The organism is Brevundimonas sp. AC546 (assembly GCF_979258305.1).
This window is the reverse complement of record NZ_OZ409849.1, coordinates 2,054,888-2,069,717: the sequence shown is the minus strand read 5'-3', so window position 1 is coordinate 2,069,717 and position 14,830 is coordinate 2,054,888. Positions and strand designations below refer to the sequence as shown.

The window sequence follows — 14,830 nt, the reverse complement described above, 5'->3', positions numbered from 1 at the left end:
TGATATGACAGATTGCCGGACATGAAGCTTTGGATTGTTGTCGCCGTCATCGGCCTCGGCCTCGTTGGATGTTCGTCCCCAGTGGATCGCGTACCGCCACGCGAAGCGTTTCAGAAGGACGGGGCGACCTACGAGTGGGGGCTCGCGCATGGTGTGACGGGCAGCCTGTCCATACTCCGCATGGATTCCGCAGGCCGAGGAGTCCCGTACGTCATGATGACGTGCGACAATCGACGGCGCGGCGCGGTTCAGCTTCGTGGCGATCTGGCGCATGCCGGGCCGGTCCAGATCAAAGCGCGTGGCGTGACCTTTTCAGCGGAAACGGCTCTGGCGGACCCTTCGAACGGCGTTGAGCCGATCGCAAAGGGCGAGGGTTACTTCGATCCCGACTGGTTCCGGGCTTTGTCTGCAGCGGATGTCGTCACCGTCTCGTCGGGCGGCCGGGTTTTCGAGGCGCCTGGACCGGGCGCGGCGGCCGACCACTACAAGCGCTACTGCACGACGTTGGAAAAGCGTCAGAGGACCTGACGCGATTCGTCCTCTGGACCTTTCCGCCTCCTGGCGCGACAAGCCTCTTATGGCTGACACCGAACGCTACGACATCGTCATCGCCGGCGCGGGGCTGACCGGGGCGGCGTTCGCCTTGGCGGCGGCGCAGGGTGGGCTGAAGGTCGTCATGGTCGATCCGCAGCCGTTCAGCGCCCAACTGGCGCCGACCTTCGACGGGCGTTCGACGGCCGTCGCCTTCTCGACTTTCCGCATGCTGGACGCCTTGGGCCTGGGAGAGACCTTGCGTCCCCATGCCTGTCGGATGGACCATATTCTGGTGACGGATGGACGTCGGCCGGGCGCGGCCAGCCGCTCCGCCTCGCCGGCCTTCCTGCGCTTCGACGCCGACGAGATCGGCGGGCGCACCGGGGGCGAGCCGCTGGGATACATGGTCGAGAACCGCCGCATCCGCGTCGCCTTGGCCGAGGCTGTCACGCGCGCGGGGATCGAGGTGCGGGCGCCGGCCGCCGTCGCCAGGGTCGAGACCGATGCGGGCAAGGCGACCGTGACCCTGGCGGATGGATCGACGTTGATCGCGCCACTGGTCGTGGGCGCCGAGGGTCGGGGCTCGACCGTGCGCCGCGCCGCAGGGATCGAAACCGTCGGCTGGGGCTATGGCCAGAGCGGGGTGGTGGCCACGGTGCGTCTGGGTCGCGATCACGGCAATGTCGCCCACGAATATTTCCTGCCCAGCGGCCCCTTCGCCATCCTTCCCCTGACGGATCAGCGCGCTAGCCTGGTCTGGACCGAGACGACGCGGCGGGGCGAGGCCTTGCGCGACGCCTCCGATGAAGCATTCCACGCCCATCTGATGCGGCGGTTCGGCGAGTTTCTGGATGGGGCGACGGTCGAGGGACCGCGTTTCGTCTATCCGCTGTCGCTCAGCCTGGCCGAAAAACTCGTCGCACCGCGCATCGCCCTGATCGGAGACGCGGCGCACGGCGTCCACCCCGTCGCGGGCCAGGGGCTCAACATGGGCCTGAAGGACGCCGCCGCCCTGGCCGAGGTGCTGGCCGAGGCTGCGCGCCTGGGCGAGGACCTGGGCGCCGAGACAGTGCTGGAGCGCTACGCCCGTTGGCGTCGGTTCGACAATGCGGCCCTGGCGGCGGGCTTCGACGCCTTCGTGCGGTTGTTCTCCAACGACATCGCGCCGGTGCGTCTGGCGCGCGATCTGGGCATGGCGGCCGTCAACCGGATCGGGCCGTTGCGCCGGGCCTTCATGCAGGAGGCCGGCGGCGCGACGGGCGACCTGCCCCGCCTGCTGCGCGGCGAGGCCGTAGTCTAGTTCAACTGCATCCGCACGCGTTCAAACGTCGTGAACCGCCGCGCTTCTTCCGCCCCGTCCAGACCATGCGCGCGGGACAGGGCCTGTAGCGAGCCGGCCAACGCGCCCTGTTTCTCGCGCGCCGAGGCGACGTCGAGCCAGGGCCGGTGGTCCTCGGGATCCAGCAGGGCGCGGCGCAGGGCTGAGCGTTCTGCGGCCTCATAGTCCCGGCCCCGGATGGCGCGGCTGAACAGCACGTTCTGCAGCCGGATCAGGGACTGTCGATCGGTCACCGGCGCCATCAGGATGTCCAGCCGATCCGCGACGTGCGGCATCAGCCCGGCGCGCAGGGCGCGGCGGGTCAGTTCGCTGGGCAGGATCAGGCGCCCCTGGCTGAAAGGGTCCAGAGCCACCGGCCCTTCCGGCGTCTCGACGCGGATCATGAAATGGCCGGGGAAGTCCACGCCCGCCGCCGCGATCCCGGCCTCGCGCGCGGCATGCAGGTAGAAGACGGCCAGGGCGGCGGACAGGCCGCGCCGCCGCTCGGCCACCGCGATGATGTCGGTGTTGCCGGGATGATCGAAGTGGATCAGGTCGCCGTTCAGCCTCAGGTCGGCGCACAGGGTTTCGGACAGGGCGTCGTCGGGGCTTTCGCCGCCGATCCGTTCCTTCAAGCGCTCACAGGCGTTGCGGGCCAGGGCGCGCACGGGTTCGGGATCACGAAGAGGGTGGTCGTGGATCGCGCAGGCGATCGCGGCCTCCAGCAGGGGGAAGACGTCGTCTTCGGCCTGACCGGCCGCGGTCAGGATGGCCTCGGCCTCCTCGCGCGTCATGCGATCCCTTCGTCAGCGCCTTTCGACGTTGCGAAGATGACGTGGAACGCGCCACGGAGCCAGCGCCACCATATCAATTCTCAAATCAAGACGTTGCAGCCCCGGCCGATTGCGCCGGATCGCCTCGCCCGCCGCGATCAGCCGGTCGTGCTGGTCGGGTTTCAACGCCAGCATCGCCGCCTCCATCGTCGCGCGGCGCTTGACCTCGACCACGGCCAGCACCGGCCCGCGACAGACCAGCAGATCGATCTCGCCGGCCCGGCTCTTGAGGCGAAAGCCCAGCACCCGATAGCCGCGCATCATCAGCCAAAGCGCCGCGATCCATTCGGCGGCGTGCCCGGCCTTGAACGCCGCCCCGCCCTTCGCCTGACGCCACGCCGCCTTGGGGCGACGGACCGGCGCGGGCCGAGGTAGACGCGGGCTCACTTGCCCTTTAGCTCCAGGGCGCGGCGATAGAGGGTCTTGCGGTTCAGCCCCAGGGCCTTGGCGACCTCCGAGGCGGCGTCGCCGGTCGACAAGTTCTGCAAGGCGTCGATCAGGGCGGCGTCCGCATCGGCCTCGGTCGCCTGAACCTCTTCGCCGGGGCCGACGACCACGACGATCTCGCCCTTGGGGCCGTCCAGGCGCGGATCGACAGCCAGTTCGTCCAGCGTTCCGCGCACGCACTCTTCATAGAGTTTGGTCAGTTCGCGGGCGACGGCGGCAGGGCGCGGACCCAGCACGGCGGCCATGTCGGTCAGGCTGTCCTTCAGGCGCGGCCCGCTTTCGAAGAAGACCAGGGTCTGGCGCTGACCCTTCAAGGCCTCCAGCGCAGCGGTGCGACCGGCGGTCTTGGGAGGCAGGAAGCCGGAGAACAGCACCCGGTCGGCGGGCAGGCCGGCGATGCACAGGGCCGCCAGCAGGCTGGACGGACCGGGGATCGGATGGACGGGCAGGCCCTCGGCGATGACCGCACGGGCGACGACGAAGCCCGGGTCGCTGACCAGGGGCGTGCCCGCATCGGACACCAGGGCCACGACCTGGCCTTCGCGTAGGCGGGCGATGGCCTGTTCGGCGGCGCGGCCCGACGCGTGATCGTCGCAGCGTTCCAGCTTCGCCTTCAGCCCATAGGCCGCCAGCAGTTTGGCGGTGACGCGGGTGTCCTCTGCCAGCACCAGATCGGCAGCGGCCAGTACGTCCAGCGCCCGCAACGTCATGTCGCGCAGATTTCCGATCGGCGTGGCGACCAGATATAGGCCCGGCTCCACCCGCCGGGGCGGCGGGGCGGCGGGTGGAAAGGGCGAGGTTTTGCTCAACGCTCGACCACGGCCGCCGGCGGGCGCGGCGCCGAGGTCAGGCCCGACCCCTGGAAGGCGGGACCAGCGTCATAGGCGGCGAAGGTGGCGGCGGTGATGATCTCGCTGACCGAGGCGCCCAGCGAGACAATCTGCACCGGCTTCTCCAGACCGACCAGCAGCGGGCCGATCACGGTCGCGCCGCCCAGGGCCTGGACCAGTTTGGTCGAGATGGCGGCCGAATGGATGGCGGGCATGACCAGGATGTTGGCGGGCTTGGTCAGGCGGTTGAAGGCGTAGGCCGGGTGACCCTTGGGATCCAGGGCGACTTCCGGCGGCATTTCGCCCTCGTATTCGAAGTCGACGCCCTTCTTGTCCAGAATGCGGATCGCCTCGCGCACCTTTTCGGCGCGGTCGCCGGGCGGGTTGCCGAAGGTCGAATAGGACAGGAAGGCCACGCGTGGGTTACGGCCCAGCTTGCGCACCGTCTCGGCCGCCTTGACGGCGATGTCGGCCAGTTCTTCGGCGTTGGGCAGTTCGTGGATGGTGGTGTCGGCGACGAACAGGGTCCGGCCCTTGGCCAGAAGGATCGACAGGCCGATCAGCGTGTCCTCGACGTCCAGCACGCGCTGGACCTCCTTCAGCGCCATGTTGAAGTTGCGGGTCACGCCCGCGACCATGGCGTCGGCCCGGCCCTTGGCGACCAGGGTGGCGGCGAAATAGTTTCGGTCCTGATTGATCATCCGCTGTACGTCGCGGCGCAGATAACCCCGACGTTGCAGCTTTTCGTACAGCCAGTCGGTGTCCTCGACATTGTGGTCCGAGACGCGGGCGTTGATGATCTCGATTCCCAGTTCGTCGAAGTTCAGACCCGCCTCGGCGGCGTTCTGACGGATCAGGTCCTCACGCCCGACCAGGATCGGCGTGCCAAGATCGGCCTGTTTGAAGCCCCAGGCGGCGCGGATGACGGCGGGTTCTTCACCCTCGGCGAAGACGACGCGCTTGTTCGGCCCGCCGCGCACGGCCGAGCTGATCTTCTGCATCAGGGCGGCGGACGGATCGACGCGCGAGCGCAGGGCGTTGCGGTAGGCGTCCATGTCCTCGATCTGGACGCGGGCCACGCCGGTATCCATCGCCGCCTGGGCGATGAAGGGAGGGATGTACCAGATCAGGCGCGGGTCGAACGGGGTCGGGATGATATAGTCCGGCCCGAACTTCAGCTTGCGCCCGCGATAGGCGGCGGCGACCTCGTCCGGCACGTCTTCGCGCGCCAGAGCGGCCAGGGCCTGGGCGCAGGCGATCTTCATTTCGTGGTTCACGCGGCGCGCCCGCACGTCCAGCGCGCCCCGGAACAGATAGGGGAAGGCCAGGACGTTGTTGACCTGGTTCACATAGTCCGAGCGACCGGTGGCGATGATGGCGTCCGACCGCACCGACTGGACGTCCTCGGGCGTGATCTCGGGATCGGGGTTGGCCATGGCGAAGATGATCGGATTGGGGGCCATCGACGCCACCATCTCCTTGGTGATCGCGCCCTTGGCGGACAGGCCCAGCACCACGTCCGCGCCGACCATGGCCTCGGCCAGGGTGCGCAGCGGCGTGGCGGTCGCGTGGGCGGCCTTCCACTGGTCCATGCCGTGGTCGCGACCCTTGTAGACCACGCCGTCGCGGTCGCAGATCACGGTGTTCTCGGCCTTGACGCCCGCCGCCTTCATCAGCGCGATGGAGGACAGGCCCGCCGCGCCGGCGCCCGCCAGCACGACCTTGACCTCATCCAGTTTCTTGCCCGCCACATGGCAGGCGTTGATCAGGCCGGCGGTCGAGATGATGGCCGTCCCGTGCTGGTCGTCGTGGAAGACGGGGATGTCCAGCAGGTCCTGAAGTTCGCTCTCGATGACGAAACATTCCGGGGACTTGATGTCTTCCAGATTGATGCCGCCCCAGGTGTCGCCGATATTCTTGACGACGGTGATGAACTCGTCCGGGTCGGTGGTCTTGACCTCGACATCGAAGCTGTCGACGTCGGCGAACCGTTTGAACAGGACCGACTTGCCTTCCATTACCGGCTTGGAGGCCATGTGGCCCAGGTTGCCCAGGCCCAGGATGGCGGTGCCGTTCGAGATCACGGCGACCAGATTGCCCTTGGAGGTGTAGTCGTAAGCCTTGTCCGCATCAGCGGCGATGGCCAGCACCGGCACGGCCACGCCCGGGGAATAGGCCAGCGACAGGTCGCGTTGGGTCGCCATCGGCTTTGTCGGCGCCATGGAGATCTTGCCCGGCGTGGGAAGGCGGTGGAAATCCAGGGCCTCCTGGTCGGAGAAGGTCTGTTTTTCGGTCTGATCGGGCATGACTTTGGGCGTTTCCGGGCGCGTCGTTTCTGATTGGCTTGTCTGTTCCTAAAGCGGCGGGCGGTAAGGGACAACCGCCGACGCCCTATCCGGCCCTATCCCGCAGCATCAGGACGCGAGGGCTGTCACGGCCGCAGCAGTCTCAACGGCTGTGCGGAAAAGGTGACCCGACGGAATGGCTGGGTGCGGTTTTCCGCAAAACGGCCGGTGTTCAGATCGCCAACACGCCCGTGCGCTCGATCTCGACCGGCCCGGTCATCAGGACGTGATCGCTCTCAGCATCCCAGTCGATGACCAGTTCGCCGCCGTCCACGACCACGGTCGCCTTGCGATCGGTCAAGCCTCGCCGGGCCGTCGCGACCAGGGCGGCGCAGGCGCCGGTGCCGCAGGCCTTGGTCAGGCCGGCCCCGCGCTCCCAGACCCGCAGGCGAATGTGGTCGCGGCCCAGCACGTTTGCGAAACCGACATTGACCCCCTGCGGGAACAGCGGGTGATGCTCGACCAGCGAGCCTGATCCGGTGACGAATCCATCATCCTGGCGGTCGGTGAAGAAGACCACGTGCGGATTGCCCATGGAGACGGCGCCCGGCGTGTGCAGGATCGGCGCGTCGATGGGACCGACCTGAAGCTCGATCCCGCGCGTGTCCATCTCCTCGGCCAGCGGCACCTGGGTCCATTCCAGCCGAGGCTTGCCCATATCCACGGTCACGCGGTGGTCGCCGGCGCGGGTGGCGGTGGTCGGGCCGCCTGCCGTATCGATCACGACGCGGTCCGCGCCATTGGCCTGCATCAACAGCCAGCCGACGCAGCGCAGGGCGTTGCCGCAGGTCTCCACCATCGAGCCGTCGGCGTTCCAGACCCGCATGAAGGCGTCGGCCGTTTCTGACCGTTCGATGGCGATCAACTGGTCGAACCCCTCGCCGGTCTCGCGGTCGCCCAGCGCGCGAATCTGGTCCTCATTGGGAGCGAACGGCTGTTCCAGCGCATTCACGACGACGAAGTCATTGCCGGCGCCGTTCATCTTGACGAAAGGACGTGTCATGCAGGCCATATAGGCCGCGCGCGCGGTTCGCGAAATCTCCCGCTCGGTTCGCTGTGTTGGAACCGTTGGACATGCCGAGCCGTAAGCGGTTGAGTGCCCGGTGCACCAAGCTCGGCTTCGCCCGGGCGAGCGGAAGGTTGATTTGTCTCAGACCGACACCGAATCCCGGCAGGACGGCCTGCGCCTGCGGGCGCGGCTGCGCTATCTGTATCATGGCTCGCAGCCTCCGGCGGTGCGGTTCCGGCTGACGGTCATCGTGATCGACCTGGCCATCATCGCCTTCTTCCTGGCGGCGCCGATCCTGAAGAATATGGGTTGGGCCTTCTATGCGCTGGACTATCTGATCGCCACCGTTCTGGCGTTGGACCTCGCCGCGCGCGCCTATGCCTATGCCGACATCAAGGACTGGCTGAAGCGGCCCATCGTCTGGGTCGATCTGTTTGTGCTGGCGACCCTGCTGTTCCCGGCCTGGCTGTTCAACCTGGGCTTCCTGCGGATGTTGCGGCTGTGGACCTTGTTGAACTCGGATTTTTTCTGGCGAACCATCGGGGCTCGATTCGACGATACGCGGGTCGAGGGGATCGCGCGCGCCCTGGCCAACCTGATCACCTTCGTCTTCGTGGCGACCGGCTTCGTCTATGCGACGTTCAGAGGCCACGACGGCATTTCCGGCTACGTCGACGCCCTGTATTTCACCGTGGCGACTCTGACGACGACAGGCTTCGGCGACGTGACGCTGCCCGGCCCTTGGGGGCGGCTGTTGTCGATCGCCGTCATGCTGGTAGGGATCACGCTGTTCCTGCGTCTGGCCCAGGCCCTGATCAAGCCACACAAGGTGCGCTATCCGTGCGAGCGCTGCGGCCTGCAGACGCACGATCAGGACGCCGTCCACTGCAAGGCCTGCGGCAATCTGCTCTGCATCCCTGATGAAGGATCATGACAAAGCCGTAAGCTTCGGGCGGCGCGCTTGCCGCCCGAGGTCTTGCCGCTAAGGTGCCGGCGTCGTTTTCGGGGACTGTCCATGATCCGTTCTTCCGCCGTCGCGCTCGCGGCCCTTCTCGCCTCCACCAGCCTGACCTCGGTATCCATGGCCCAGACTCCTGCCTCTTCTTCCGCCCCCGTTTCTGGCGGCTTCGCGACCAGCGACGCGACCGATCCCTACCTGTGGCTGGAGGAGGTCGAAGGCGAGCGGGCGATGGAATGGGTCAAGGCCCACAACGACCGCACCTTCGCCGTGCTGCAGGGCGATGCGCGTTACGAGCCGCTGCATCAGCAGGCGCTGGAGATCGTCCAGGCCCAGGACCGCATCCCCTCGCCCGGCTTCACCCACGACGGCCATATCGACAACTTCTGGCAGGATGCCCAGCACGTGCGCGGCGTCTGGCGCCGGACCACGCTGGACAGCTATCGCACCGCGACGCCGGAATGGGAGACCATCCTGGACATCGACGCCCTGGCGGCGGCCGAGGGCCAGAACTGGGTCTATAAAGGCGCGACCTGCCTGGCGCCCGAAGAACGCTATTGTCTGCTCAGCCTGTCGAACGGCGGCAAGGATGCGGTGACGCTGCGCGAGTTCGACAGCGTCGAGCGCAAGTTCGTCGAGGGCGGCATCGTCCTGCCGGAATCCAAGGGCGGAGCCTCGTGGATCGACAAGGACACCCTGCTGATCTCGCGCGACTTCGGCCCCGGCACCCTGACGGACTCGGGCTATCCGATGGTGGTCAAGCGGATGAAACGCGGTCAGGGCCTGGATCAGGCAGAGACCCTGTTCACCGGCAAGTCAACCGATGTTGCCGTGTCCGGCTATACGCTGCGCGACGCCGACGGGGTGGTGAAGGCGACGCTGATCAACCGTTCGGTGGACTTCTATTCGTCCGAGACCTGGCGGCTGACCGACGACGGCGCCCTGACCCAGCTTCAGTTGCCGGCCAAGTCCGATATCACCGGCCTGGTGGACGGCCGACTGCTGGTGTCGCTGAAACAGGGCTGGACCGCGCCGTCGGGTCAGGATTTCAAGACCGGCGACCTGATCGCCTGGCCGCTGGAGGCCTGGCTGGCCGATCCGGCGACCCCGGCCCAACTGGTGCTGCGCCCGACCGAGCGTCAGGCGATCGAGGGCGTCAACGTCACGCGCAATCGTCTGGTCGTCGCCCTGTATGACAATGTGCGCGGGTCGGTGCGCGTTTACACTCCCGGTGAAGGCGAGTGGGCGCACACGACGCTGGACCTGCCACAGAACGTCTCGGTCGGCATCGGCTCGGCCTCCGAGAAGGACGACAAGGTCTTCGTCAGCGTCACCGGCTATCTGAACCCGTCCAGCCTGTGGCTGGCCGATGCGGCGACCGGCGCGGTCGATCAGGTCAAGTCCATGCCGGCCAAGTTCGACGCCGCCGGCATGACGGTGGACCAGCACGAGGCCCGCTCGGCCGACGGCACGATGATCCCCTATTTCGTGGTGCATAAGGCGGACATGCCGCTGGACGGCTCGAACCCGACCCTGCTGTACGGCTACGGCGGGTTCGAAAGCTCGCTGCTGCCCGGCTATTCGGCGACGGTCGGCAAGCTGTGGCTGGAGCGTGGCGGGGTCTATGTCATCGCCAATACGCGCGGCGGGGGCGAATTCGGCCCACGCTGGCACGAGGCGGCCCTGCAGCAGAACCGCCAGCGCGCGCATGAAGACTTCCAGGCCGTGGCCCTGGACCTGACCCAGCGCAACATCACCAGCCAGCCCAAGCTGGGCATCATGGGCGGCTCGCAAGGCGGCCTGTTCATGGGGGCGATGCTGACCCAGCGGCCGGATCTGATAAACGCCGCCGTCATCCAGGTGCCCCTGTTCGACATGTTGCGCTTCCACAAGCTGCTGGCCGGCGCCTCGTGGATCGGCGAATACGGCAACCCCGACATCCCCGAACAGCGCGCCTGGATCGAGCAATATTCGCCGTATCAGAACCTGCGCGCGGGCCAGCCCTACCCGGAAGTCTTCATCCACACCTCGACCAAGGACGACCGCGTCCATCCGGGCCATGCCCGCAAGGCGGCGGCGCGTCTGGAAGAGCTGGGCTATCCGGTGCTGTTCTACGAGAACGTCGATGGCGGCCATGCGGCCGGGGCGAACCTGCGCGAGACCGCGCGCCGCCTGGCGCTGGAATACACCTATCTGTCGCGCCGACTGATGGACACGCCGGCGCAGGAATAGCGTTCAATCCTCCCCCGTGAGCGCTTGCGAACGGGGGAGGGGGACCACGAAGTGGTGGAGGGGCGACCCCATGCACCCTGTCTGGTTCCGCCCCTTCCACCGCCTGCGGCGGTTCCCCTCCCCCGCGATGCGGAGGAGGATTAGTTTGCGGAGTTTTCGAATGCGTCACCTGATCCTGTCCGCCTCCATTCCGGCCCTTCTGATGGGGGCGACGCCCGTGCTCGCACAGACGTCGACTGCTGCGGCGAAAGACAAGCCGGTCTGTTATGACTGTTCTGGGCCAGATGGCGCAGCGTTGACGACGCAACTCCACCCTCCACACTTCCCGCACGACCTGACCCCTGCAGGCGTCGCAGCCGCCGACGATCATCTGGCGTTGGAACAGGTCGATGGGGCGCAGGCCATGGCCTTCGTCGCCGAGGAGAACCGAAAATCCCTCGCCGTCCTGACCGGCGACCCGCGCTACGAGACCTTCCGCGCCGAAGCCGAAGCCATCCTGACCGCAACCGATCGCATTCCCACGCCCAGCTTCCTGGGCGACGGCGTGGGCAACTTCTGGCAGGACGCGACCAACCCCAAGGGCGTCTGGCGCCGCACGACGCTGGACAGCTACCGCACCGCGACGCCCAAGTGGGAGACGCTGCTGGACATCGACGCCCTGTCCAAGGCCGAGGGCAAGGACTGGGTGTTCAAGGGCGCAGACTGCCTGGCGCCCGACGAGACGCGCTGCCTGATCAACCTGTCCGACGGCGGCAAGGATGCGGTGGTCGTGCGCGAGTTCGACCTGACCACCAAACGCTTCGTGGACGCCGGGTTCAACTTGCCCGAGGGCAAGCACCGCATCGAATGGCTGGACCGCGACACGCTTCTGGTCGCCACCGACTTCGGCGCCGGGACCATGACCGAGTCCGGCTATCCCTTCATCGTCAAGACATTGAAGCGCGGACAGGCCCTGGCCCAGGCGACCGAGGTCTATCGCGGCGAACAGGGCGATGGCGGCTACGGCGTCAGCCCGGCCGTCTATCGCGACAAGGACGGCAAGGTCACGGCGGTGATCATCACCCGCCCGCTGGACACCTTCCGGTCAGAGACGTGGCAGTTGGCGCCTGACGGCGGCACGGTTCGGCTCCAGTTGCCAGCGCGGGTATCGATCTATGGCGTGCTGGACGACGCTCTGATTTTCTCTCCTGAGGAAAACTGGAGTCTGCAAGATCGCGAGCCATTCAAGGGGGGTGACCTTCTCTCTGTTCATCTGGAGTTACTTCAACCGCTGCCCGAGGGCGAGATTGTTGTAAGTAACGCCGCGCCTTTAATATTCTCGCCCAACCCGCGGCAAGCGATAGGCGACGTGCGCGTAATGTCAGACAGGGTGATTGTTTCGTACACCGACAATGTTCGGGGGCGTGCGTCGGTCTTCTTGGATCGAGGCGAATGGGGATGGCCGCGCACGGACATCGCCGTGCCCGACAACCTCGCGGTCGGCTTGGGCGACTCGTCCAAGTCGCGGGGCGAGGTCTTCGTCTCGACCCAGGGCTTCCTCGTTCCGCCGACCCTCAGCCTGGCCGATGCGGATGCGGCGACCCTGACCACGCTGAAGTCGGCGCCGGCCAAGTTCGACGCCTCGCGCGACGTGACCGAGCAGTATGAGGCGACCTCGACCGACGGGACGAAAATTCCCTATTTCATCACCCGCCCGCGCGACATGAAGCTGGACGGGTCGAACCCGACCATCATGCTGGGCTACGGCGGTTTCCAGGTCAGTCTGAACCCGGCCTACAAGCCCGAGATGGGCAAGCTCTGGCTGGAGCGGGCCGGCGTCTTCGTTCAGGCCAACATCCGCGGCGGGGGCGAGTTCGGGCCGGATTGGCACCAGGCGGCGCTGGACGGAAATCGCCAGAAGGCCTTCGACGACTTCGCCGCCGTGGCGCGCGATCTGGAACAGCGGGGCGTCACCAGCCCGCGTCGCCTGGGCATCTATGGCCGCTCGAACGGCGGGGTTCTGACCAGCGTGTCGATCACCCAGCATCCCGAACTGTTCAACGCGGCGGTGATCGAGAGCCCGCTCGTGGACATGCTGCGCTATCACGAGCTGCCGGCCGGCGCCTCGTGGATTGGCGAATACGGCGACCCGCGCATCCCGGAAGAAGCAGCTTGGATCGCCCGATATTCGGCTTACCAGCAGCTCCGCCCCGACGTGGCCTATCCGCGCGTCTATCTGACCACCAACACTCGCGACGACCGGGTCCATCCCGGCCATGCACGCAAGTTCGCCGCCCGCCTGGGGGATCAGGGCCACGACCATCTCTACTACGAGGACACCGCCGGCGGTCACTCCAACGACGCCGACCCGGTGGCCAACGCCCGCCGCTGGGCGCGTCACTATGTCTATCTGTCGCAACAGCTGATGGATTGAAGCTGAGGAAAAGTAAGTCACGCGATTATGAGGCGTTCCGCATCGGGCCTGGGGTAAGAACGACGCCATGAACACCAAGGGCTGGATCATCGCGGGCACGGTCATGGCGGGCGCCCTTGTGTCCGTCGCCTCGGCGGCCCAACCGGCTGCCGGCCGTCCGCCGCTCGCGCCGCGTCACGCCGCGGCCAACGGCCCGCCGGTGGTGGTCGAACTGTTCACCGCCCAAGGCTGCGGCGGCTGCATCGAGGCCAATGCGGCGGTCGAGAAGGCGGCGGCCCAGCCGGGCGTCATCGCCCTGACCTATGGCGTCGATTACTGGGACTATCTGGGCTGGACCGACACCTTCGCCCGGCCCGAGTTCGTTCAGCGCCAGCGCGCTTATCGCGCCGCCCTGCATCAGCGCGGCGTCTCCACGCCCCAGGTGGTGATCGACGGCCGTCGTCAGGTGTCGGGCGCCCGCAGCTTTGAGCTTGAAACCGCCATCGGCCAGGAAGCCGTTCGCCAGGCCTGGCCGCCCCAGATCGAGTTCCGCGAGAACGGAAACGGCGTCGGCGTCGGCTCGGGCCGCGCCCCCGTCGGCGGCGCCGAGGTGGTGGCGGTGACCTATACGCCCGGCCCTCAGGTCGTCGAAGTCCGCCAGGGCGAGAACCGTGGCCAGGCCGTGCGGCACATGAACGTCGTACGCGGCGTGACCCGCCTGGGCGAATGGCGCGGCCGCCCCATGCTCTACGTCCTGCCCCCCGCCCGCTCCGGCGAGGCGGTGGTGGTGCTGGTCCAGGGCAAGACCGACAAACGCATTCTCGGCGCCGCCGTCAAAGATTAGGCGCCGGCCTTTTTCGCGAACCCCCAGGCCGCGTCGCTCAGCGGGCCGACCTGGGCGGCCATAGTCTTGGCGTGGGCGCTGGCGGCGGTGCCGTCGCGGACGCGGCCCGCGATGCCTTGGCAGATGGCCGCCAGACGGAACAGGTTGTAGGCGTAGAGCCATTCCAGATTGGCGGGCCGCATTCCCGTGGCGGCGGCGTAGCGTTCGACGGTCTCCTCGACGGACGGGATGCCCAAGGCCTCCAGATCGGCGCCGGCGAGGCCGTTACGCAAGGACGCCGGAATGGCCCAGGCGATCAGCAGATAGGAGAAGTCGGCCATCGGATCGCCCAGGGTCGACAGCTCCCAGTCCAGCACAGCGCGGACCTCGGCCCTGTCCGGGGTCAGGATCATGTTGTCGAGACGGAAGTCGCCGTGGACGATGCGGCTCGGTCCCTCCGGCGGCAGGCTGTCGGGCAGGAAGGCGATCAGTTGGTCCATGGCGGCGACAGGTTCGGTCTCAGAGGCGCGGTACTGTTTGGTCCAGCGGCCGACCTGGCGGGCGAAATAGTTGCCGGCCTTGCCGTAGTCGCCCAGGCCGATGGCGGCGGGATCGAAGGCGTGCAGCCGGGCCAGAGTATCCGTCTGGGCTTCATAGACGGCGCGGCGTTCGGCGGGTGACAGGCCGGGCAGTTTCAGGTCCCAGAAAATCCGCCCCTCGACCTTGTCCATCACATAGAAGATCGAGCCGATGACGGCTTCGTCCAGGCACAGGGCGTGGGGTTTCGCCACCGGGAAGCCTTGGGCGGCGAGGGCGGAGATGACCTGGAACTCGCGGTCCACGGCGTGGGCGCTGGGCAACAGGATGCCCGGCGGTTTGCGCCGCAGGACATAGGCGGCTGTGGGCGTGGTCAGCTCATAAGTCGGGTTCGACTGGCCGCCCTTGAACTGGCGCACCGCTAGCGGGCCTGCGTAGCCCGCGACATGGGCGGCCATCCAGGCGTCCAGCGCCGCCTCGTCCAGCCGGTAGCGGGGATCGACCTCGCGCGTGCCGGAAAACGCAGTCTGGGCGTCGAGGGAAGAGGCGTCGGTCATGGGCGGCCCAGTCAG

General features: G+C 67.4%; 12 protein-coding genes. 6 read left to right on the top strand and 6 right to left on the bottom strand.

What is annotated here, in order from left to right; translation table 11 throughout:
• Positions 1-12 precede the first annotated feature (12 nt).
• Positions 13-528 carry a hypothetical protein gene (locus tag ACZZZD_RS10215; protein WP_463434786.1) on the top strand — a complete coding sequence of 172 codons (516 nt, stop codon included), beginning with the start codon at positions 13-15 and terminating at the stop codon, positions 526-528.
• A 49-nt stretch (positions 529-577) separates the two neighbouring features.
• Entirely contained in the window at positions 578-1,834 is a 1,257-nt protein-coding gene (locus ACZZZD_RS10210) for a UbiH/UbiF/VisC/COQ6 family ubiquinone biosynthesis hydroxylase (RefSeq protein ID WP_463434785.1), read from the top strand.
• Here ACZZZD_RS10210 and ACZZZD_RS10205 read toward each other — a convergent pair.
• The 5 genes from ACZZZD_RS10205 to dapF form a co-directional block, all read right to left on the bottom strand.
• Positions 1,831-2,646, bottom strand: coding sequence for a transglutaminase family protein (locus tag ACZZZD_RS10205; RefSeq protein WP_463434784.1), 816 nt, complete (start codon positions 2,644-2,646; stop codon positions 1,831-1,833). The genes ACZZZD_RS10210 and ACZZZD_RS10205 overlap by 4 nt on opposite strands.
• Before the next feature lie 12 nt (positions 2,647-2,658).
• Complete coding sequence (locus ACZZZD_RS10200) at positions 2,659-3,072, bottom strand: YraN family protein (protein WP_463434782.1); 414 nt, start codon at positions 3,070-3,072, stop codon at positions 2,659-2,661.
• Positions 3,069-3,941: a 16S rRNA (cytidine(1402)-2'-O)-methyltransferase gene (gene rsmI, locus ACZZZD_RS10195; RefSeq protein ID WP_463434780.1), complete on the bottom strand. Its 873-nt coding sequence runs from the start codon at positions 3,939-3,941 to the stop codon at positions 3,069-3,071. The genes ACZZZD_RS10200 and rsmI overlap by 4 nt, the downstream gene beginning before the upstream one ends.
• A complete protein-coding gene (locus tag ACZZZD_RS10190; protein WP_463434779.1) occupies positions 3,938-6,268 on the bottom strand; it encodes an NADP-dependent malic enzyme in 2,331 nt (776 codons plus the stop codon). The genes rsmI and ACZZZD_RS10190 overlap by 4 nt, the downstream gene beginning before the upstream one ends.
• A gap of 211 nt (positions 6,269-6,479) precedes the next feature.
• A complete protein-coding gene (dapF, locus tag ACZZZD_RS10185) occupies positions 6,480-7,310 on the bottom strand; it encodes a diaminopimelate epimerase (protein ID WP_463434777.1) in 831 nt (276 codons plus the stop codon).
• 142 nt (positions 7,311-7,452) lie between these two features.
• On the opposite strand from dapF, the gene ACZZZD_RS10180 reads away from it, so the two are divergent.
• From ACZZZD_RS10180 to ACZZZD_RS10165, 4 genes are all read left to right on the top strand, one after another.
• On the top strand, positions 7,453-8,250 hold the full coding sequence (locus tag ACZZZD_RS10180; RefSeq protein ID WP_135194245.1) for a potassium channel family protein: 798 nt from the start codon (positions 7,453-7,455) through the stop codon (positions 8,248-8,250).
• Between the two features lie 81 nt (positions 8,251-8,331).
• On the top strand, positions 8,332-10,506 hold the full coding sequence (locus tag ACZZZD_RS10175; RefSeq protein ID WP_463434774.1) for a prolyl oligopeptidase family serine peptidase: 2,175 nt from the start codon (positions 8,332-8,334) through the stop codon (positions 10,504-10,506).
• Between the two features lie 160 nt (positions 10,507-10,666).
• Entirely contained in the window at positions 10,667-12,919 is a 2,253-nt protein-coding gene (locus tag ACZZZD_RS10170) for a prolyl oligopeptidase family serine peptidase (RefSeq protein WP_463434772.1), read from the top strand.
• A gap of 67 nt (positions 12,920-12,986) precedes the next feature.
• Complete coding sequence (locus tag ACZZZD_RS10165) at positions 12,987-13,742, top strand: DUF1223 domain-containing protein (protein ID WP_463434770.1); 756 nt, start codon at positions 12,987-12,989, stop codon at positions 13,740-13,742.
• Here ACZZZD_RS10165 and ACZZZD_RS10160 read toward each other — a convergent pair.
• Positions 13,739-14,815: a phosphotransferase family protein gene (locus tag ACZZZD_RS10160; RefSeq protein WP_463434768.1), complete on the bottom strand. Its 1,077-nt coding sequence runs from the start codon at positions 14,813-14,815 to the stop codon at positions 13,739-13,741. The two genes, ACZZZD_RS10165 and ACZZZD_RS10160, sit on opposite strands and share 4 nt — an antisense overlap.
• Positions 14,816-14,830 lie beyond the last annotated feature (15 nt).